The organism is Gottfriedia sp. OAE603, from assembly GCF_040543965.1.
GTDB classification, from domain to species: domain Bacteria; phylum Bacillota; class Bacilli; order Bacillales; family Bacillaceae_G; genus Gottfriedia; species Gottfriedia solisilvae.
In genome coordinates this window covers 1114490-1137121 of the sequence record NZ_JBEUNN010000001.1, presented here as the reverse complement: position 1 = coordinate 1137121, position 22632 = coordinate 1114490, and the positions used below count along the sequence as shown (strand labels likewise).

Genomic DNA, 22632 nt, shown 5'->3' with positions numbered 1-22632 from the left:
AATTTCAATTTATAGACTTTTATATGCTTAAGGCATCATCATTTAAATTGATGATGCCTCACATTTACTTAAAATTATGAAACGCCTAAACTAGTACCTGAAACTTCCATTGAAACTTTTGCAATCACTTCTGGTGGAATTTTATAAAATAAGCCAGTTGGATCACTGTGAACCATTGCGACTATGTATGCCATATTATCAACATTCACATTAAAATCAGCAAATGTATCAGGTAGTCCCACTTTCGTTCTTAAGTTTTGAATGAATGCAACAACTACTTTCAGACAATCTTCAGGTTTTTCTGGTAGGTTACTAATTCCAAGTGCGTCGGCAAATCCATGAATTCTTCTTAAATAGAAAGGTGCCATAGTTTCCATTACACTTGGTAATAACACTGCATTTGCTAGTCCATGTGGAATATTGAATTTTGCCCCAAACACATGAGCAATATTATGAACTGGAACTGCGTTGATTGTTAAACAAAAAGCAGAGATTGCCATTGTACTAGCCATTAACATATTTGCTCTTGCAACGATATCTTGTCCTTTATGAACGGCTGTTTGAAGATTTTCTACAATCATTCGAATCGATTGAAGTGCATATGCATCTGCCATTGGATTCGATTGAGGAGAAAAATATGCTTCAACAGCATGAGTTAATGCATCAAAACCTGTAAATGCTGTAATTTTTGGTGGTAATCCAACAGTTAGTTCAGGATCTAGTATTGCCATATCCGCACTAATAAATGGATTTAGTATATTTGTTTTAATTCCAGCAATTTCATTCAATACGACAGCTACTGGTGATACCTCTGCTCCAGTTCCAGCAGTAGTTGGAATTGCAACATGAGGAATTGCAATGTACTCAGCTTCAGGCCAAAATTGCATGATATTTCCAACAAGAAGTTCATTACGAATATCATCGACTTTATTATGAAGCATCCATTTTATTGCTTTTACTGTGTCTAAAACACTACCACCACCAACAGCAATTAATGCATCTCCGTTACATTCTTTAAAATATTTAGCACCTCGGTTAATAATTGCCCCTTTTGCATCTTGCTCGATATCCTCAAAGACACCAACTAACTGAACCGCTCCAGGAACAACCTCGAACAATTCCTTAATTTTATCTGTGATTCCAGCTTGCGTAATTCCTTTATCTACATAAAGAACCGCTCTTTTACCGCCAAGATCTTTAATCATTTCAGGTAACAATGAGCGTGCTCCTACACCACTATTTACAACTGTTCGAACTGAAAACTGAAAAAATGACGTTACCATAGGATCACTCTTTTCTATAATTTTTTATAAACATTAAATTATGAATCTATTTTTCTTATAGTAAAATTCCATACCATGGTTTTTGACTTAGTTCCGGTGTTAATGAAACATGAACATGTTTTACTTGTGTGTATTCATCTAATGCATATTTTCCAAGCTCGCGGCCAAAACCGCTTTGTTTATATCCACCAAATGGTGCATCACTTCTAAGCATGTGCCAGTCATTAATCCAAACAGTCCCTGCTTTTAATTCACGTGAAACTTGAAGTGCTTTGTTAACGTCCTTCGACCAGACTCCCGCAGCTAATCCAAAGATCGTATCATTCGCTATTTCAATTGCTTCCTCAATCGTGGAGTAACGAATCACACAAAGAACAGGGCCGAAAATTTCTTCTTGAGCAATTTTCATTTTATTGTCTACATCTGCGAAAATAGTTGGTTCAATGAAATAGCCATGATCATAGCCTTTACCCGTTAAACGTTTTCCACCACATACTAAGCGGGCACCTTCTTTAATTCCAGCTTCAACATATGATAAAACTGTGTTAAGTTGCTGCTCAGAAGCCATAGGACCCATTCCATTTGCCATATCGAGCTGATTTCCAATCGTAATCGAAGTAGCCAATTTTTCTAATTGATCAACAACTTCATCATAAATAGAATCATGTACTAATAGACGTGTGCCAGATTCACAAAGTTGTCCAGAGTGTAGACAGAATCCAAATAAGCTTCCTGGAATCACGATATCTAAATCAGCATCTGGTAAAACGATCGATGGTGATTTACCACCTAATTCCAAAGTAACTCGTTTTACTGTTTCCGATGCCATTTGCATAATGTGGCGACCTACTTCTGTTGAGCCAGTAAAAGCAATTTTATCTACATGTGGATGAGTAGCTAATACTTCACCAACTGTAGCCCCAGGTCCCGATACAACATTGAACACACCTGCTGGAACTCCAGCTTCAGTTGCTAACTGAGCAAGTTTTAGCGTAGAAAGTGGTGTATTAGATGCCGGTTTTACAACTATCGAATTTCCCATTGCAAGTGCAGGTGCAATTTTCCACATCGCTAAAAGCATAGGAAGGTTCCAAGGCGTAATTGCTGCTACAACACCAATTGATTCGCGCCAAACCTGATTATTGCTTGGTCCTGGAAATGGGATAACTGGTAATGACTCTACAAACGGATATTCCATCGTAAATTTAGCAGTTTGTTGAAGTAAATCTACTAAATATAAAATATCAAGATTTGAAATCCTTCTTACAGTTGCACCTGAACTAATTGCTTCCAAGAATGCTAGTTCCTGAGAGTTCTCTACTATTTTATTCCCAAAATTAATTAAAATTTGTGCACGTTCTTTAGGTGTTTTTTTTGCCCATACACCTGAATCATAAGCTTTACGAGCAGAAGCAATTGCAGCTTCTGTATCCTGTTTTCCAGCTTTAGCAACCTTTGCAATTACTTCACCAGTTGCTGGATTTTTCACATTAAAAGTTTCACCACTTACTGCAGGTGTCCATTTCCCATCAATATAAAGTGGAAATTCCAATACTTTTACAGCTGTTTGCATAAAAAGACCTCCTAAAAATAGTTTTTAAAAAAAGACTCTGTTACCGTTACAAGCTGCTTAAGCATTTTGATGAACAGAGCCTATCAATAAAGTGATTACATTTTATGACCTAAGCATTCACCTTCATTAAGGTGTAACGATATTAGGCCATGGGTCAAACTTGTCCATTAGTGACAATAGTTCTTTAAATTTTTGTTTATTTCCTGAAATAGAAATCTTACCTGCTGTTTCCATCTGATCCATGTCAGCCAAGCCAAGCGCTATTAAATAGAATGTTACTTTATCAACTGTTAATGTAGCGTCAGGATTTGTAGCTTGCTGATCTTTTTTATAGTTTAGAACTGAATTACCTACATTGATTGAGTAATTTGTTTTTAAATCTGTTAATGACACATTAAATGTAAACTGTTTACCCTCTGCTTTTGTTCCATTCAGTTTGATTGAGAAGAAATTCATAAAATCTTCAACTGGCATATTCATTAGCATATCTAAATTCATAGGATTCGCGCGTTTTGAATCATCTTTTACAACGCCTTTTCTTAGCTCTTGTGCACCAGTAAGATAGAAGTTACGCCATACTGAAGACTCTGCTTGATAGCCTAATTGTTCGTAAGCATTAGCAAGTAAGTTTTTTGCTTCAGTATTTTTCGGGTTCGACATCACCACATGTTTTAAAACTTCAGCTACCCATCTATATTCACCTTTGCTATAGTCTAGTTTCGCTAATTTCAATACATTTTTTTCTCCACCCATATACTTCACATATTTAGCTCCAGCTTCTATTTCCGGAATTGGATCCAAATCTGATGGATTTCCACTAAAATTACCTAAATAAAAATTATATACAGCTTTCACATTTTGTTTTAAATTCCCATAATATCCACGATTAGCCCAATATTTATCTAAGCTCTTAGGAAGCTTAATCTTATCTGCGATTTCATCCGCTGTGTATCCTAAGTTTGCCATGCGTATCGTTTGATCATGAATATATTTATATATATCGCGTTGTTTTGTTAATTGCTCGATTACTCGGTCCTTACCCCATAACGGCCAGCTATGTGCAGTTACCATTACATCAATATCTTCTTTACCATATAAATCAATTGTTTGATCAAGTGCTTCTGTCCATTTCAGGGCATCTCTTGTCTTTGCTCCCCTTAATGTATAAATATTGTGTAATGTATGTCCTGTATTTTCTGCTACTACTAGTGTTTTATAATCCTTGATGTAATAATGCATTTCAGCAGGAGCTTCAGTATGGACAGTTAATAAAAATTCAAACGTAAGACCATCTATTTGCATTGTTTGGACATCGTCCTTTATTTCAATAGTTGGCTGCATATAACTAAACGTTCCTGTACTTAAACCTGGTCCAATACCTGCTGTAACGAATCCTTTCTCATTAGCTGGTAATAGATTACCAAACATATAACCTGCACGTCGGGACATGATATTCCCTAAAAGAACATTTTCACTTAATGCTTCTTCATTAAATCCATTCGGCACAACGATTGGAACCTTTTTAGGATCTGTTGCATACCCTGCAACTCCTTTAATGCCACCAAAATGATCTGCATGACTATGACTAATCACAATTGCACTTACAGGTTGTTTTGGTCTATGAGCAAAATATAATTCCATCGCTTCCTTAGCAGTTTCAACTGTCGACATTGTATCCAAAACAATTAAGCCTGTTTTTCCTTCAACAATCGTCATGACTGATAAATCTAGTCCACGAACTTGATAAACGCCATCAACTACCTTAAATAGACCTGAAGTATTTTGTAATTGAGCTTGTCTCCATAAACTTGGGTTAACTGTTGCAGCCGCAATTTTGTCCTCTTTTATAAACGAATATCGATTACTATCCCAAATAACTGTCCCATTTGCATTTTTTATCGGTTTATTGTTTAGTGGTGCAATAAATCCTTTATGTGCGTCTACAAAATCTTGCTTATCTGCAAAGTTTAATTCTTTATATACTGAACTATTCTTTTGTGTTGTTATTTTTGTCGCTGGTAATGGAGTAGTATATGTTGCGGCATCTGTGATGGTAGTGCTTAACAATAATGTAAGTGCCACTGGTACTGTTTTTGTGAACATAAACTTTTTTGACATTTGTTTTCCACCTCTATAAATGAATTAATCTGTAAAAGGATACTATTTATGATTTCTGTGATTAGTTGTATTCCGCTCCAATTCAACATCTTAACTAGTAGTTTGCTTAATATTTACTGTTTAAAAGTATCAATCTAAAAAAAGTTTGAATCCTTGAAAATAAGTTGATTTTTACATATTTTCACAATCACATGTAACAGTTTGAATAAAAAGAAAACGCTTGCAAATCTAAGGAAATTAAGAGAACATTATTTAAAGATTAAATTGTCTAAATATCATCCTTTCTATTTATTTTGAAAATTAAGAATTATTTGAACTAATTGTATAACTCAAAAGTTACTTAGTAAAATTAAGATTTGTAATAAGATGTTCACAAATTTTAATACTTAAAATTAGAGGATTTTTCATCATTAAACATAATTACTAATTTAGGGTTTATGTAAAAAAGGTGGTCACAATATGCACATACAAAAATTAGAAGTACTTGTTGAAGTCGCTAAAACGGGATCATTTTCTACCGCTGGGCAAAATCTTCATATAAGCCAATCTGGCGTTAGTCAAGATATTAAAAAGATTGAAGAAGAACTAGGGGTCAAAATATTTGAACGATCTCGCTCTGGGGTCGTACAAACAAATGAAGGTTCTATCATTATTCATAAAGCAAATGAAGTTTTGTTAAAATATGGTGAATTAATTGATGAGGCTAGAAAAATATTGGATATACATTCTGGTAACCTTCGCGTATCTACTATTCCAGCATTCATGACTCATTTACTAAAACCATTAATGGAATTTAAGAATTTATACGCTAATTTAACTGTTGAAATGTCAGAAAATATTACTGAACTTACAGTTGAATATATTCAACAGAATAAAGCTGAAATCGGCTTAATTTGTATATACGAGGATTTATTAAAAAATATAGAGAATTTACATTTAGAGAAAATTCTCGAAGGAACCATGAAGGTTTATGTAAGTAGTGATTCACCGTTTGCCTTAAAAAGAACAATCACGCCAGAAGAAATTCTTCAACAAGAAATTGTGCTTTATAACGGGGATTATATAAAATGGTTCACTCATCATTTTCAAAATACATTTGGAAAAATGAATATATTATTTGCTTCGAACCAAACAGAAGAACTGTCAAGAACAGTTTCATCAGGCATGGCCATAACTTTTGCCCCTGACTTTGCTATAAAAAATAATACTTATTTATTAGAAGGAAAAATTATTGAGGTTGATATTTTGAACTATGAACCTATAAATGTTTCTCTCGGGTTAATTTACACAAAGAATAGAAAACCTACTAAAATAGAAAAACACTTTATCAAATTTCTTACATCTGAATTGCAATATTATATAAATTAGTCTTTTACAATCTATTTGGACTTGGACGGCTAATGAAATGATATTGTATTTTTAAGTAAATAGAAACAGCATGGAATAAACTCCATGCTGTTTTTTCTCTACTTTCTTAAATGATAAGGCACTGTAGTAATGACAACTTCTTTTTGTCTAATTAGCCAAAATCGAAGTAATAGAGCTGTTTGATTGTGTAAAAGATTATGCCACCATTTTTTTGGAATAAATTGCGGTATGACAATTTGGATATGATTACTTGGCTCTTTTGCTTCAACTAATTTAATAAACCTTGATAAAGGTTCTAATACTGATCTATATTGGCTCTTTAGCACAACTAGTCGACAAGGAGTTCCCCATTCTTCCCATTTTTCTTCCATCTTTTCAATGGATTCATCATCGAAGCCAACATACACTGCAATCAGGTCTTCAGACATACTTTTTGCGAAAGAAAGTGTATGATGAACAACTCGATGTGTTCCTGAAACTAATACAATCGTTACTACTTTATTCGTTTCTGGCTTGAAGGAACTTAAATCGATTCTTAATTCATTTGCTACATTTTGATAATGTTTATAGATTGCTAGAGAAAATAATATGATAGCCGGAATAACAACTAATACAACCCATGCACCATCTGAGAACTTTGTAACTGCGAATATAATAGTGACAATCGAAGTAACAAATAAGCCGACTGAATTAATGGCTAATTTTACTTGCCAATTTGGTCCTTTCACTCGTTTCCATCTTCTTGTTAATCCAAATTGTGCAATCGTAAAATGAAAGAAATACTCCGATTGCATATAGTGGAATCAGAGAATTCGTGTGTGCTTGGAATGCAATGATGAGAATACTCGCTCCTGCTGCAAGTGCAATAATACCGTTTGAATAACCTAGACGATCCCCTCGGTTCATTAATCCTCTTGGTAAAAAACCATCTGCGGCTACAATTGCCGCTAACTGCGAGAATCCTGTAAAAGTAGAATTTGCTGCTAAAATTAAAATAATAAATGTAAACCAAATGATAATTTGATACAGTATTCCGTGCCCAAAGTATACCTGAATCAGTTGTGACAACATTGTATCGTTTGGATCTGGTGTAATACCATTAACATATAAATGGTAGGCATATCCAAGTAATGTTACTGAAGTAATGACCCCAAGCGCTATATATGTTTTAATGGCATTTTTTTGTCTTGGTTCTCTAAATATTGGAACTGCATTTGATATCGTTTCAATTCCAGTTAAAGCAGAACAAGCTGAACTAAACGCTTTTAGTACAATTAAAATACTCAATCCTTCTGGAACAGTACCAAATGTAGGTGTATGATGTTGAACAAATCCATTTTGGAATTCATCAAAAAATCCAGTAAAAATTAAAAGTAACATACAAAGCATAAATCCAAAAGTTGGCCATGCAAATATTTTTGCCGATTCCGCAACTCCACGAAGGTTAACTACTAATAAGATAAATACACAAAATATTGCTAAAACAGTTTCATAATGTGCGATTCTTGGATAAGCTGAAGCTACTGCCTCAAGTGCAGCAGAGACTGAAACTGCTACAGTTAAAATATAATCAACTAAAAGTGCACTTGAAGCGACGAGTGATACCCATCGTTGTTTAAAATTGTCTTTTGCAATTGCATACGCTCCCCCACCATTTGGATAGGCTAATATTCCCATAATGTATGAAATAATTAGTATGCCTAGAAGGATCACTGTTGCGATTGTAATCGGTATAATAAACCAACTTGCTTTTGAACCAAGTCCAATTAGTTCTGTGATTCCTGCCTCGGGTCCGTAAGAGACAGATGAATAAAGGTCCGCAGCAAGTATTGGTAAAGCAATAAACCAAATCAATTTATTATGCTGCGCATTGATTTCAGAAGTTCTCATAGGCCTACCAATAAAGATTCGTTTTAGACTACTAAAGTTTGAAATGGAATACCAAATTGCAAAGATTGCTAAAATAAATAAACCAATTTCCATATAATCAGATGGGTGTTTCATATTTTTTCTCCCCTTGTTTTTCAATTTAGACACAACAAAAAGACACTGGAGAATCCCCAGTGCCTAAAAAAAGACATCATTAAGGAAACCTCCTTTTCACACGCTTACGAGGTTAGCTGTCGGATTCGGGCCTAAAAAGTAGCCCTACCTTTAAAAAGGATTCACCCCAAGTGCATTTGCACAAAAAAATTGGTTCCCCCGCTTCAATTCATAAAACATTTCGACCAGTAACCTTCTCCCTCAAACATTAAACAATCTAAAAAGAAAGTCATTATTTCTGGAATTAGGCACTGGTGTGTTTCTTAATTGAACTCAGCGATCGTAGGTTATTTAATTTGTGTTGCTATTTTCTAATGTATGAAAGTTTACGTTAGAAGGTAACTAGACATCTCATCATTTCAACTTGTAAACTAGTAAACTTATATACATAATTACTCATTGAAATCATTTGCATAATATCGTTTTTCCTTATCGTTTTTTCTTTATCATTTTCCCCTTCTTCCATATGACTATGGTCGAAAATCCTTTTGAACACAAAAAAGACACAAGGATACCTAGTGTCTTTTAGCGAACAAATAGGAACCTTCTCTTAACACGCTGACGAGGTTAGCTGTCGGATTCGGGCTTTTAAGAGTAGCCCTACCTTACTAAAGGATTCACCCCAAGTGCTTTTGCACAAATTTGGTTCCCCCGCTCTAAATAGATTAAGCGATCATAGGTCATTAATTTTTTATTATGTTGGTTAATATACTACTACAGTTTAAATTTGTAAACAAAAATTTTTTTGGTTCATTTTCAAACACGTATAAATATCTTTCAAATCTAATGATTTTTCCAACTTATTTATATTCTTGATATAATATTTATTTTGTGATCATTTATAACAAATAGATTTTACAATGAAGCAAAATAATGCCCTTTTATACAAATTACTGGACATAAACTTTACAAAAAGCAAGGAACCCAATGGTTTACAGCCTCTCAATTTAACTAATTTTCCTTAATGAAATTCAAGTTAATTTTTCACTTTATCACTTGTTACTATTCTCTTATCTGGAGTTACCAAAACTTTTCTATTTTTCACATCATATAATCCACTGGGTGTTATTCTAATAAAAGGTAGATGTGTTGCAGAAAAGAATAAGAGTGTAAATGCCGGATCATCAAATCGATAACCTCGTTCCTGAAGTAACTTTATCATCATTTTCTCTTCTTGTATTAAGGAGAGCATATCTGCGTTAGACATAATTCCTGTCAATGGTAAAGGTATCTCATGTAATATTTTCATTTCTCCAATTAGTACGATTCCTCCGCCAATTTCTTTCAATCTATCAAATGCTTTTATCATATCTTTTTTATTTTTTCCAATGAGTATGATATCACCAGTTGTAGAATAAGAACTTGCAAAGCCTTTAAGTTGGTTAGCGAAGCCTTTTACCATAGTGTTGATTTTCCATGTACCATCTCTAGCAATCAGCATGAGAAAACATTCATCATGATTAATTGAAAGTTCAACACAGCCTAAATTCATCTCGCTAATATAAGGCTTAGTAATTACATTATTTACTAATTCAATCCCATTTTGACTTGTGTTAACCATATCATGCATATGTAAAGACCAATTAAATTGTATTGGAGTAATTTGAAATTTTTCCCACTCGATGTTTGAGGGGTTATTCATATTTATCCCATCACGTTTTACCCATGTTCCTTTTGCAATAACACTTATTGGTGTTGGATTCTCTTTACTTTCCAAAACATTAATATTAGCAACCCTACCTGTAGCAATCGAACCATGAAGATGTTCCATATTATAATAACGAGCAATATTATAACTTGCCATATTATACGCATCAACTAAAGGTATACCTTGCTCAATAGCTACCTTGATCATTGCATCATTCATACCGTTTTCATAAAAGTGAGGATGTGAACCATCCGTTGTAAAGAAAAATCTGTCAAATTGTTGTACACCTAACTCTAGTAGTTCCTTTAATAGAATCTCTAAATCTGGACGAATAGAAGAATTTCTAAGTGATACAGTGTAACCTTGCATTAAGCGATTTAATGCCTCTTGACCTGTCATTGCTTCATGGTCACAATTAGCTCCTAATAACATTAGTTTTGATAATGTCTTTTCTGAAGCTCCAGGAAAATGCCCTTCCACTTTTTTATGTAACTTCTTCGTTTCTTGTACCCAAGATAACATTTGATCATCACCATTTAAAAGGCTTGGCCATGCTGTTAGTTCACCACCTTGAAGAATATCTTCACGCTTAAGCCAAGCTAAAATGTCTTCATTGTTAAAAATTTGTTCATTATTAGGTGTCTCAGTTTGGCCATCAAAACGACACCACCAGTACATACTTGTGTTTATATTTTGAAAAGCATCTAACAATGAAAATGCACTATCTCGTTGTAATTGAAGGTAAAAGGTTAAATTATCATTAATTAAAGTTGTTGTACCTGCTTGAGCCGCGTACTTTGCTAGTGTAAGTGGATTATAAAGTTGATATGGATGTGAATGAGGCTCAATATATCCAGGTACTAAAAACTGACCTTCACAATCAATTACCTCACAACCGTCAATTTGCTCTGGAAATTTTTCTCCTACGTATACAATTCGATCTTCATAGATCCAAATATTTGCTTTAACCCATTCACGTATATATGTATTTAAATATGTTGCATTTGTTAATAAAATATGTGGAGCGCTAATGCCATCTAGTATACTAACATGCTTTCGTAATTGTTCATTGCTCCATCTAAACTGACTCTTATCCATTGTGCTCTCCCCTTATTTATCGAATTTGATTTTCTCTCTCTAATATTACTACATTTTTTTCACTTAATTTACTTTTGTATAATCAAACTCGGTTTGAACGATCTACTCAAATTTAAAGTTTAAAGAGGGCATAAGTAAAAAGTGGACTACCAATGTAGCCCACCTAACAAAAAAAAAACATATTCGTTGGCATTGAACATATTCATTTATAAAAAATTGAAACTAGGCTCTATTACTTTAAGTTTTCCTAAACTGCCCCATCACTTCGAGTGTTTGCGAAATGTTTACAAAAGCATTTGGATCTATTACTTTGATGGCATGTTTTGTTTCACTTAGTTCGAATCTTGTAATCACAGTTATTAGGACTTTTTTTGGTTTATGAGAGTAGGCACCTTCAGCATTATGTACTGTAATCCCTCTTTGGTGTAAATGGATTAGGGCTTCGATTAACTGGTCTCCCTTCTCTGTAACAATCCTTAAGGTTAATTTGTTTTGTGTTGTGTAAACCATATCAACTGCTCGACCAGCAACATAAATAGCTATAATCGTATATAAAGTGATATTCCATCCAAATATAAACCCCGAAGTACCAACAACCAAAAGATTCATACAAGCACTTAAAAAGCCAACCTGAGTATTCTTTTTTTGAGAAAGAATCAGGCTAATGATATCCGTTCCGCCTGTTGAACCGCCAGTCCTAATAATAAGTCCCACAGCAATTCCATAGAGAGCACCGCCTATTATGGATGACAGAAGAATATCATTGGTTATTGGTTGGATAGGAATTACTTTCAAACTGAAAGATAAAACGGCAACAGAATAAATGGTATACAGTATAAATCTTTTACCAAGAAATTTAATACCCAAAATAAATAATGGTATATTGATAATGAAAACAATCCATCCGGTATTGACATGTAAAAAATGATGAATCATAAAAGCAATCCCTGTAACTCCCCCGGAAGCCAATTTATGAGGGATTAAAAATGTGTTATAAGCAAATCCAAAAAGAATGGAACATAAACCAATTAAGATGATTTGATAAATTAATCGGAACAAAATAAGCACCTCTAATAGTTTCTCTAGAGGTTAGTATGGTTCATTTAACTATTTTTATTAAAAATAAATTGAGTTCATGTCTCCCACTTCTTAATGATTTTAAAGTAATGCTTCAATATTGATTATATATTTATTAATGAATAGTTATCTTTTGGAAAATTCTAATTTGAAGTTGTTCAGAAGAATATAAAAAGGCTCCAATCGGAGCCTTTTTATATTCTTCTATTTTACTATTCTCTTATTCTGCCCAGTAACGTCGAGCACCTGAGAATTCTTCAATATAACCTGAAGTATTTAATGGAATAATTTCAACGTTCTTAGAAGCGTTAGGCGCATGAATCATTAGACCGTCACCGATATACATTGAGACGTGATGAACAGAACCAGTCCCATTATTAGACGCAAAGAATAATAGATCGCCAGGTTGAATCTCATCCTTATTAACTACCTTACCATTTTTGGATTGAGGGCCTGAGTCTCGCGGAATCGTTATACCATATGACTTGTAAATTGTATATGTAAATCCAGAGCAATCAAATCCAAAACCTGAAACTCCTGCCCATAAATAGCGTAAGCCAAGGAATTTCTTCGCAGTTTTGATTAATTCTTCAGGAGTTGCATCCGGAAACTCGTTTTCGTTTTGATAGATTGCGACATCTTCTTTCTTAATAAACTTATTTCCATCATCTGGCGTTGCGACCATAACGACATTTCCAAAATCTTTAATGACAGGTAATCGTGTATTAAAGCTAACTTCCATAAACTGATGATGTAATGCTTTTCCGTCATACAACCAAGCTGTTGGACTAGATACCATAATAAATGGGGCATCATTTAAATTTTCTAATCGATCATCCGTTGTTAATTGTCTCTTTGGCATCCAACCTGGATATCCTAAAGGATTACGCGGGGTAGGCTGACCTTCTACTGCTACTTGAACCCAGTCACCAACTTCCTGTAAAATTACTACTTTTGATCCATACACCGCTTGTGTTTCAAGTTTACCTGTCAGCCAACGACGAACCTCGCTATCCTGCATATTAGCTGACCATTTCCACGGATCTACTGGATTGCTTAAAGAAGGTGCATCAATATCTCTAACTTGTAATCTACCATTGGTTGTCCACTGAGTTGAAACTGATACATCTACATATGCAGTTTCACCAGGATGAAGTTCCTCCGGTGAATTTGCAAATGCTTGGAATGACATTGTTGATAGTAACGTACCTGTTACACATAAACTTAATACCCATTTTTTTGTCTTTTTCATGTTAAAGCTCCTCTCCCTATTTTAAACGAAGACTTCTTGATCATCTTCGGTGAAGCCCTAGATAACCCTGATAAAACTTATTAAACTATCAAACTAATGACGGCATAATAATCTAAAAATCATATTATAAAAAATGAAAATCCAACTATTAGAAAGGACATGCCCTGCTAATAGCTGGATTTCATCTACGATAATAGATAAAGCAGCATTATGACTCAATGATTTGCTTGTATTTAATCTGTGCATTTTTATAGGCGACGATTAAAGCTTTCTGTGACGAACCAAAGTAACGTGTATTAATCTCATTGACGACAGGGTCCATATCTAACATTGAATGTCCAACGAATAATTGTTTCACAAAAGATGAAGTTAAAGAAATCGTAGCTGAACAATCAGCATCAACGATTAAATGGGACGTTCGGTCAACAACCAGTCCTATAAAGAAAGCATTAAATTGCTGCATGATTGGATTATTAGATGCGGTCTTTGAATCCCCAATTATGTAAATAGTATCCTTACTGTACACTTCATTTCCTCCCGAACAAGGTATACCGAGCGGGATTCAATCCGAAAAAGGAAGGAAAAAGCAACGGCATATGTATTCGCTTACATTTAATCATAGTACACTAAAATACTTTTTACAATATATTATGAATATTCAGTTATATAATCGTAAATATCGGGAGAAAAGTATTACAAAATATAGGTCCACTCTAACTATTTCACTATAAACGATAGATCGGAACCGAGTAATGCATAGGTTTTAAGTAATAACAAAAGATTGAATAAGAAGTAAAGCAGAAAATATTTATTAGTGGTTAAGCAAAGATAAATAGTAAAGTGTAAATGGTATCCAATAGAATTAAGTATTGGTTCGCGATTAAGAGTGAGATTAGTCATTCATAATACGAAAATATGCCACAAATGAAGGGGTGATTCATTTGTGACATATTCGTCTTACTTATTTAATTAAATTACTTAATTTTTATCGTTCGTTTCACGTAATTACTTTTATTACCAGATTTATCAATTGCGTAAAGTGTAATAGTCAATGTACCTTTAATTTGTTTTGGTAATTTGACAACAAATGTACCTTTACTTGTTACTTTTACTTTTGCAACGGCTTTATTTCCTATTGTAACAACAATTGTTGAATAAGCTTCTGCCTTACCTTTCATTTCTACACCATTTTTTGCACTTACAATCATGCTTGAGATGACTGGTGTATTTGGTGCAGTTCGGTCTAATACCGTAGTGATTGATGCAACGCTCTGAATTCCTGCTTCATCTTTTGCAACTACTGTTAGAACTGTACCTGCTTTTTGTTTACTTACTTTTATATGATATGAGCCTTTTGCATCTGCTTTTCCAATTCCAATCACGTTGTTAAGTTTTTTAATGATAATAGTTGCATTTGCTTCTGCTTTACCAGTTACAAAATTATCGTTATTATCAACCGTATTAATGATTGGTGCATTAGGAGCAGTACGATCTAACACAATTGTTGAAACACTTAGATTTCCATTTTCACCTTGTACCGATACCGTCAAGACTGTGCCAGCTTTTTGTGGGCTAATATTAATTGAATATTTTCCGCTAGCATCTGCCTTTCCGTTTCCTATAACAAGTTCTTTATTCTTCACAATTACACTCGCATTAGGTACTGTCGTTCCAGAAATACCTGTGTCGTTATCATCAACTACATTGATTGTTGTAATACTTACTGGAGGATCAACTACTGGTGGTTCCACATCATTTTGTCTTAATACTGTTAAAGCAAATTCTTTTGTGGTACTCGCAGTTCCCTTCGTAATCGTCGCAGTTAAAACGACAGGTCGATCTCCAGACTCAAATGATGGTCTTGTTATAGTCCCATCTTCTTTAACGAATAACGGATTACTTGAAGACCAAGTAATTGTTGTATCATTCGTACCTTTTGTCGGTAAATTTAGATCAGAAGTAACTGATTTTTGCTCTGTATTATTTTGCTTGATTAGATTCCAAACTAATGAAGATTTTGCTGCCAAAACAGCTGGTTCATCATTCGCATCTTTACTTCTTACAAAGAAATAAAACGTTTTTCCAAGTCTTGCATCACCTAATGTAATATAAGCGAATACTGGAACGTATTGATTCTGATCTGGTCTTGTCACTTTCCCATCATTTGCAATCACGTCCGGCATATCTGACTCCCATCGAATTTCTACACCGTCATTTCCAAAAGTTGTTGGGAATGTTAAATCCTTTGTGACGTCCATATCACTTGTATTTGCACCAAGTAAATTTTCAGTTGTTAACCCTTGATACACACGTAGTGCTTTTGTTCTTTCTACGTTTTGTGTATCTTTTAGGACCTTTAGATGGAACGTTTTGTATAAGATACCGCTGTTTCGTGTGATTTTTGCAACAAGTTCCACCTGTGCATCATCCTCGTCAAATAATGGTAGATACACTCGACCTTGATTTGTAATATGCTTTTGATCATCAGATGTCCAAGTAATTAGTGAACCATTTGAGCCTCTAGTTGGTAATGATAAAGCTTCAGATACATTACCTTGGTCAGTATTTCCTGATCGAATAACCTCCCAAGTAATAGATGAAGAATCTTCAGCAACTGCTAATGAGTCATCTAGATTTTTTGCTTTTACTGACACGTTAAACGTCTTAATAGCAGTAGCGCCACCTACAGTTGCAGTAGCTATTAGCGTAATATTAGTATCCTTATCTGCACGATATACCTTACCATCGTTTGTGATGATGTTCGGATCACTGCTTTCCCAACTAATTTCCGCTTGATTATTTTTATCATAGAAAGGAAGCACTAGATTAGTCATCACATTCGTTTGATCTATGTTACCACCTTTTATCTTGTCCCAATTCAACTGTTCAGCTGCTTTTGTTGCTAAAGGTTGATCTGCACTCTCTGCTGCTCCAAGTCGATAGACTACCACATTGAAAACTAATGGATGGTTCCCTGCAAATGGGTGACTAGGATTCTCACTAATTGTACTTCCACCATCTATTTCAAAAAAGTTTGCTCCTGGTTTTAACTCACCTGTAGACATACTGAATGTTTTTTCCCCAGGTTCATTGTTATATCCTTCTGGGATATTACCGCCAGTTTCTTCGTTAAATGCATCGTCATATGGACCACTTCTCCATTCAGCCGTTGGATCAAATAAGTTTTTATAGAAATTATTTTCTCCCGATTGTGCTCGATTCCAATCGACCCATTCAGCGTAGAAATTCATTCCGACCGCAGTTATGGATCCTTTTACATCATACGTTGAATCATAAGTAAAGAATGTTGCAGTACCCGTTGTATCAATAATCGCGTTATCAAATTTCACTTTTGGTATATACGAATTTTTGATGATAGGTACATTAATAGTCGTCTCATGACCTAAATAGTCAATCATCGTTACTGGGAACGTACTTTCCCCTTGTGGAATACTACCTGGATCATCATATCCAACAGGATTATTAAAGGTATATACATCTCCTAATGGTAAGTCCCACTCTGGTATAGCGTCAGGATAGTAAGATGTTGACGCAACTCTTTGTTGATTTCCTACTAATAAAATTGGGGCTAAATCTGGATTTGCTGACCATGTTTTATTGTTACCATAAGGTGTTACAAGATAGCCTCCAACCCATGGATCGAAACTTTCTACATGGTAAGTCTTATTGTAATTAAGTTTTATTTCTGGATTTCTACTAGCATCTTTATATGGAACAACATCAATCGGAAGTTCAGTGTCTGTCTCACCATTTTTTACAATTACTTTATCTGATGCAACATTTACATCAAACGTAATTTTGCTTGCATTTCCCATATAATCGGTAGTTGTCAGTTCGATAGTGTGATCTCCATTTTCTAACACAACTGGATATCGGAACGTTTGTTCATATCGATTAAGAGTTGTCACGCTACCCATTGATTTTTGAGTACCACCATCAACAGCAACTTCTACTTTATAGCCTCTAGAATTTGCTATTTCATCTTTCACTGTCGTATTAAGCATTAGAGAAACAGGATCGCCGCTATTTTCAACAAATGCTTTCATTTTATTCGCATTTACTGAAATTGTTGGTGCCACTGTATCTACATATGTCTCAATACCTATTGATGGAATGTCTGTATCCTCCCATTTTTCACCCTCAGCTAAACATACATATTTCACAACATACTCACCTGCGGGTAAATCATTTGGAACGGTATACTCTCCTTTAATTGAATACTCACTGTATTCTCCATATGCTGGTTTTTCCGTCATCACTTGATTTAAATCAAGATCTACAGGATCTCCAATGATTGTACTATTGTCGAAATAATCCTTTAAAAGTACTGCTTGAATTTTTTTCACAGCACCTGTACGGCCAACTGCATTAAAATTCAAACTAAAATTGTCGCCGGGTTTTACGTTAGCGGTCCAGTACATACTTGGAACGTTGTCGCCTAAAGTTGCTGAATACATGTCAATCCAAACATGATTACTTGTTTTATTAACGATAACGGTATGACTATCACCATAATTTCCAACTTTATCAATTGGCGCAATATTGATAATGTTAAGACCTTCATTTAGGCCTGGTACGTTCAATTCATACGTGCCGTCTGCATTTTGTTTAACATCTGACTTATAATTAGTAAATGGCTCAGATCCATTTACGGCAAGAAATACACTACCGTCAACATCACCAGCTTCTCCATCATCCATCGTCCAACGAACTGTATAGCTATTTTTATTCGTCACTTCAGGATTAGTTTTTTCATCATAATTCGCTGATCTTAGTATATTTAAAGTTGGTGCTGTCGTATCTTTATACATAGGAATATAAACTGTTGGTTGTGGTTTGGCATTTGGTGCATCTGCAGTTGCTGTAACCGCAAAATAATACTGCCCATCTGGCATTTGAAGTCCTTGATTATGTGCATACCAAACCCAATCCGCTGAAAGTAAAGATGGAAGTCCACCTGAATAAGGATCACCTTTTGCAAACCATTGTTCATCTGCCATGTGTGTCACAAGTTTATGTTCCTTATCAACAACATCAATTTTTATGTTACGTGCGCTTCGAAGTAATGCAAGCGCAGGTACTGGGTAGAACTCAGGACCAAAAGCATAAAACTTGTCACCTAATGCAATTTGAGCTGGTGTAGATGGTTTACCAAATAACTGCTCGTATCCAAAATAAAAAGGACCTGTTTGAACCGCTAATTGTGTACCAAATTCTGATTGAGTCCATACATCAGTTGTGTCTGCTGTATCAATAACTTTTGGTTCATCCCATTTACCAAAAAATCCATTATATGGAACATTTAAAGTTGGGTTGCTTGAATCTGTCGGGGTTAAATAAATATAGCCCTCAACAAACGTGTTTTTTACTATAGCATCTGTTAAAGATAATGTAACACTCACTGTCTTAGTTGAATTTGCTGGGATTGTAATTTCCTTAAAATCAAACGATAATTTTGCATCCTCTAAATATCGACTACGAATGTTATCTGAATTTGTTTTAAGCGAATCTTTTAAATCATCCGTCATCACAGTTCCATTTAATTTGTACGTCACTGATTTATTTGAAAGATTCGTTGCGTTTAATGTAAATACTGTATCTTGGTCAATTTCTTTTAAACTAATACTGCCAGTTTTAGTTGAGCCTGTGACAACAACAGGCGATTTCACAGCAAGATCGGGACGAATCATACCTGCTCCTTGCCTTCTAGGTTGGTATTCTGTCATATAATCAATTCGGTCAATCGAATTGTTCGAATTGACATAATCTCTTTTAGCTGGAATAGATGTATTCATGATTAAATTCTTTGTTAATCCCGCAAACTCTCTTGTTCCTGGTTTATACCCTTTTTCTATCAAAGCTTGCATAACATCAGCAACCGCTCCAGCCACATAAGGAGCCGCCATAGACGTTCCATCTTCATTCTCATACGCATTATTCTTAGTTGTATCTGCCGTTCTAACTGACGAATAAATTGAGTGACCAGGAGCCATAACCTCAGGTTTTAATAATAGATCACTCGTTGTTCCCCAAGATGTGAAATCTGTAGGTTGCCCTGGGTTCGATTCAGCAAACGCTGAGCCTACAGTCTCATCAGTAATTTTAAAATTGATTGACTTCTGAGTTGAAGAATCAAGTGGACCAATAACCGGTCCTCCTCCACATGTACTAAGTGGACCAATAACTGGGCCATCACCGCCACCACAAGTAAGTTTATCATCTAATGCCTTTCCATTATCATAACTAATAAATGAAAAAGGAATCGATCCAAATCCTTGAGGTTCTGGAGCTGGTTGAGTAGGACTTGAATTATAGACGATTACACCTGCAGCACCTTTTTGTTTCGCGTAAGCTACCTTTTCTGCAAAACTGATTGTTCCGCGCTTAATTAGTACGACCTTGCCAGTTACATCTAAACCATCGTAATCTGTTGGTATTCCAATACGTTCATTTCCACTACTGTCTTTTCCTAGAGAAACTAAAGAATACTCTTTGTTTTTATCTGCTGGCCAATTCCAGTCATCAAGACCTTCCCCAGTGATATCAAAATCAACTTCGTCTGTATGAAATTTATACGTATGTTTTGATACAATATTATTTGCAGCTGCGACTGTAAATGAATCTGGATATAAACACCTGGGTTACCAATTTTATTTAAATCGGGAGTTTGTCCTATTTTGATAGTTTCACCCATACCGCCAGATCGATCTGCATATGCATTAGAAGCATTTCCTGCAGCAACAACTACAATATGCCCCTCATCTGTTGCATTCCTAATCGCAATTCCTAATGGATCATTAGGATCTCTTGTATCGAATGAAGAAGATGAACCTAAACTCATATTGATAACATCTGCTCCTAAAGCCGAGGCATGGTCAACCCCTTTAATAATATCTTCCGTTAATGCACCAGCTTGTTTGTCTGAGAATACCTTTTCTGCAATAATTTGTGCCTCTGGTGCTACCCCTTTAATGACAGGGCCAGATCCAGCTGCAATCCCTGCTACGTGTACACCATGTGAGCTAGTTGCATTAGTCGGATCTTCCACACGTGGGATGATATCGTTATTTTGGTCAGCCCAGTTGTAGCCGTCTACTACTTTCAAAGAAGTTGATCCATCTGGACGAGTAAATTTCCCTTTTTTAATTCTTGCTTTACTCATATCTTTAGGATCTGGGAACGCTTCATGAGTATAGTCAACCCCAGTATCAACGATTGCAATTACCATTCCTTCCCCTTGATATCCGATTGGTTTTCCTATAGAAGAGCCGTTCCAAAGATTTTTAATTCCTGTCAAATCATGCTCTTGATTAACTGCAGGAGTAAATGTTTGTTGTAATGTAACTGCTTTTACTTCTGGCAAAGATTTAATATAGTTGATATCTTCATATTTAATATTTTTAATACTAAAACCTTTAAAGACGTTTTCGAATTCATGTTTAAAGTTTGGTGTATGACTACTCTTTGATTTACTTCCCATTAGCTTGTTTTTAATTTTACTTTTTGTCGATTCAATATCTTCTTGAACCATATCTTTTGCATCAGTTAAAGACTGTTGATTAACTCCCACATTTTCTTCAGCTGTCATTTCAGATACAGTTTGTCCCTTCAGTTGAACAATAACTGAAACCATCTCATCTGGCTTATGAGCTTCTAAGTTCGCAAGCATTTTCATATCCGCAAGTTTCTTTTTCTTATCCCTAGAAACTGCTGCCTGGATACTTTTAATACCTTTTTCTTTTAATCTTTCAATCTCTTCATTTGTTAAAGTAGCTGAATTAGGATTACCTTTACTATTTGTTACAAATATACTTGATTTAGGTTCTGGATTTTTTGCTGTGAACGGGTTTTGCTGTGGTTTTTCATCTGCTAACACAAAATTCATATTTGACATGACTAGTCCGAAGACAGTCAAATATGACATTTTTTTCAAAAACCTTTTTCTAAACTTCATGTTGGCCCCCTTTTTGACTGAGCAATTTATTAGTGGAAATCACTTACTCAGACAATTTTCCAAACCAAATAATCAAGAATATTCTTAATAATTAGATTTATATACATAATTTTACTTAAGCTAGTATTTGTAGTAAATTGGGGGAATTTATATTTTTTCTGACTTCTAAACTAAAATGTTCAGTATCAGAAAACAAAGGAAAATGTAGAACTATTAGAGGTTTTGTTTAAAAAGAAAGTAACTTGAACCATGAATTAAAAAGATTCTTTTTTAGATTTGGGGGAATTTAACTAAAGTAGAGGATTTTATAAACAAAATATTAATTTTACAATCGTTTTAAAGAACGGAATTTAAATCTATACAATTTGCTACACTAGCTTCTCGCATTCGCCATGCCATAAATCTACATAAACTGCCGTTCTCTGTTCAACCCACTTGTAGGTTTACATTCGTCTTTAATTTATGCAATGCGCAAAAAATAGACTAGCTATCAAGCTAGTCTGTATAATGTAATCATTTTAATTTGCATCCTTCAATAAAATAACACTTTTAAGGGGCAGTCTCTCACAAATTTTCTTGGCCTTGAATATATCAGGTGTCTCTTAAGCTATTAACAATTTCATCAAAAAATCAGGTGTAGGCAAACCAAACTGAGGATCGACTTGATCTTGGATCGTTAAACTATTGATTACATTGAAGTACCATACTAGTAATTTCCGTGGATCTTCTACTTGTACGAATTCCCCATTTTCTTGACCTTTTATAAATATTGGTATAAGTAAATCAATTAAATAGTCAGGGGAATATTTTGCAAATAAATCAGCAACCTTTTCTGGAATTCCCTTGTCGTTCCTAGCTTGTTGAATAATCATAAATGAATATTTATGATTTTCATCTAACATTTGCTCAGTTAGCATTTTTAATAGTTGATAAGGACTTCCTGGAAAAGTTGACAACGAACTCAATTCAATTTGAGACTCAATCATTAAACCTTCTATAATTTGAAAAAACAATTCTGCTTTTGATTGAAAGTGACGAAAAATTAATCCTTCACTAACATTTGCTTCAGATGCAATTACGCTTGTTTTGGTATTTTTATATCCATTAAGAGCAAAATTTTTTAAAGCAGCTTGCTTGATCAGTTCTTTTCGATCAGCTTGTAGATTAGAACTCTTTTCTAACAACTAACTCACTCCA

The 22632-nt window shown here is 34.6% G+C and carries 13 protein-coding genes and 2 riboswitches; of the genes, 1 reads left to right on the top strand and 12 read right to left on the bottom strand.

Features of this window, described 5'->3' with window-relative positions; translation table 11 throughout:
• Positions 1 to 74 precede the first annotated feature (74 nt).
• The 3 genes from ABID96_RS05660 to ABID96_RS05650 form a co-directional block, all read right to left on the bottom strand.
• Entirely contained in the window at positions 75 to 1283 is a 1209-nt protein-coding gene (locus tag ABID96_RS05660; RefSeq protein ID WP_192601193.1) for an iron-containing alcohol dehydrogenase, read from the bottom strand.
• Between the two features lie 55 nt (positions 1284 to 1338).
• A complete protein-coding gene (locus ABID96_RS05655) occupies positions 1339 to 2856 on the bottom strand; it encodes an aldehyde dehydrogenase family protein (protein ID WP_192601192.1) in 1518 nt (505 codons plus the stop codon).
• Positions 2857 to 2982: 126 nt separating this feature from the next.
• A complete protein-coding gene (locus ABID96_RS05650; RefSeq protein ID WP_377896732.1) occupies positions 2983 to 4974 on the bottom strand; it encodes an alkyl/aryl-sulfatase in 1992 nt (663 codons plus the stop codon).
• Positions 4975 to 5433: 459 nt separating this feature from the next.
• Here ABID96_RS05650 and ABID96_RS05645 point away from each other — a divergent pair, with 459 nt between their 5' ends.
• Positions 5434 to 6342, top strand: a complete 909-nt coding sequence (locus ABID96_RS05645; protein ID WP_192601191.1) for a LysR family transcriptional regulator — start codon at positions 5434 to 5436, stop codon at positions 6340 to 6342.
• Between the two features lie 98 nt (positions 6343 to 6440).
• On the opposite strand, the gene ABID96_RS05640 is transcribed toward ABID96_RS05645, so the two are convergent.
• The 9 genes from ABID96_RS05640 to ABID96_RS05600 all read right to left on the bottom strand — a co-directional run bounded on the left by ABID96_RS05640 (position 6441) and on the right by ABID96_RS05600 (position 22619).
• Positions 6441 to 7070 carry a hypothetical protein gene (locus ABID96_RS05640; protein ID WP_377896730.1) on the bottom strand — a complete coding sequence of 210 codons (630 nt, stop codon included), beginning with the start codon at positions 7068 to 7070 and terminating at the stop codon, positions 6441 to 6443.
• Positions 7033 to 8346, bottom strand: coding sequence for an APC family permease (locus tag ABID96_RS05635; RefSeq protein WP_377896729.1), 1314 nt, complete (start codon positions 8344 to 8346; stop codon positions 7033 to 7035). Before ABID96_RS05635 ends, ABID96_RS05640 begins: the two co-directional genes overlap by 38 nt.
• 86 nt (positions 8347 to 8432) lie before the next feature.
• Positions 8433 to 8574, bottom strand: a riboswitch (cyclic di-AMP (ydaO/yuaA leader).
• 351 nt (positions 8575 to 8925) lie between these two features.
• A riboswitch (cyclic di-AMP (ydaO/yuaA leader) is annotated at positions 8926 to 9067 on the bottom strand.
• Between the two features lie 294 nt (positions 9068 to 9361).
• Positions 9362 to 11131, bottom strand: coding sequence for an adenine deaminase C-terminal domain-containing protein (locus ABID96_RS05630; protein WP_192601189.1), 1770 nt, complete (start codon positions 11129 to 11131; stop codon positions 9362 to 9364).
• A 237-nt stretch (positions 11132 to 11368) separates the two neighbouring features.
• On the bottom strand, positions 11369 to 12190 hold the full coding sequence (locus tag ABID96_RS05625) for a YitT family protein (protein WP_377896728.1): 822 nt from the start codon (positions 12188 to 12190) through the stop codon (positions 11369 to 11371).
• Between the two features lie 238 nt (positions 12191 to 12428).
• The gene (locus tag ABID96_RS05620) at positions 12429 to 13460 is read right to left on the bottom strand and encodes a C40 family peptidase (RefSeq protein WP_192601188.1); all 1032 of its coding nucleotides are present in this window, start codon (positions 13458 to 13460) and stop codon (positions 12429 to 12431) included.
• A 208-nt stretch (positions 13461 to 13668) separates the two neighbouring features.
• Positions 13669 to 13986 (bottom strand): DUF3870 domain-containing protein, encoded by a 318-nt coding sequence (locus ABID96_RS05615; RefSeq protein WP_192601187.1) that lies wholly within the window; start codon positions 13984 to 13986, stop codon positions 13669 to 13671.
• Between the two features lie 448 nt (positions 13987 to 14434).
• Positions 14435 to 19918 (bottom strand): immunoglobulin-like domain-containing protein, encoded by a 5484-nt coding sequence (locus tag ABID96_RS05610; RefSeq protein WP_377897031.1) that lies wholly within the window; start codon positions 19916 to 19918, stop codon positions 14435 to 14437.
• Positions 19919 to 19959: 41 nt separating this feature from the next.
• Positions 19960 to 21435 carry a S8 family serine peptidase gene (locus tag ABID96_RS05605; protein WP_377896726.1) on the bottom strand — a complete coding sequence of 492 codons (1476 nt, stop codon included), beginning with the start codon at positions 21433 to 21435 and terminating at the stop codon, positions 19960 to 19962.
• 602 nt (positions 21436 to 22037) lie between these two features.
• Positions 22038 to 22619, bottom strand: coding sequence for a TetR/AcrR family transcriptional regulator (locus ABID96_RS05600; protein WP_192601185.1), 582 nt, complete (start codon positions 22617 to 22619; stop codon positions 22038 to 22040).
• Between the last annotated feature and the right edge of the window lie 13 nt (positions 22620 to 22632).

Excerpts from the sequence above, each read along its gene's own strand:
- ABID96_RS05660 (WP_192601193.1), bottom strand. The coding sequence starts at position 1,283 with ATGGTAACGTCATTTTTTCAGTTTTCAGTTCGAACAGTTGTAAATAGT.
- ABID96_RS05655 (WP_192601192.1), bottom strand. The coding sequence starts at position 2,856 with ATGCAAACAGCTGTAAAAGTATTGGAATTTCCACTTTATATTGATGGG.
- ABID96_RS05650 (WP_377896732.1), bottom strand. The coding sequence starts at position 4,974 with ATGTCAAAAAAGTTTATGTTCACAAAAACAGTACCAGTGGCACTTACA.
- ABID96_RS05645 (WP_192601191.1), top strand. The coding sequence starts at position 5,434 with ATGCACATACAAAAATTAGAAGTACTTGTTGAAGTCGCTAAAACGGGA.
- ABID96_RS05635 (WP_377896729.1), bottom strand. The coding sequence starts at position 8,346 with ATGAAACACCCATCTGATTATATGGAAATTGGTTTATTTATTTTAGCA.
- ABID96_RS05630 (WP_192601189.1), bottom strand. The coding sequence starts at position 11,131 with ATGGATAAGAGTCAGTTTAGATGGAGCAATGAACAATTACGAAAGCAT.
- ABID96_RS05620 (WP_192601188.1), bottom strand. The coding sequence starts at position 13,460 with ATGAAAAAGACAAAAAAATGGGTATTAAGTTTATGTGTAACAGGTACG.
- ABID96_RS05605 (WP_377896726.1), bottom strand. The coding sequence starts at position 21,435 with ATGAAGTTTAGAAAAAGGTTTTTGAAAAAAATGTCATATTTGACTGTC.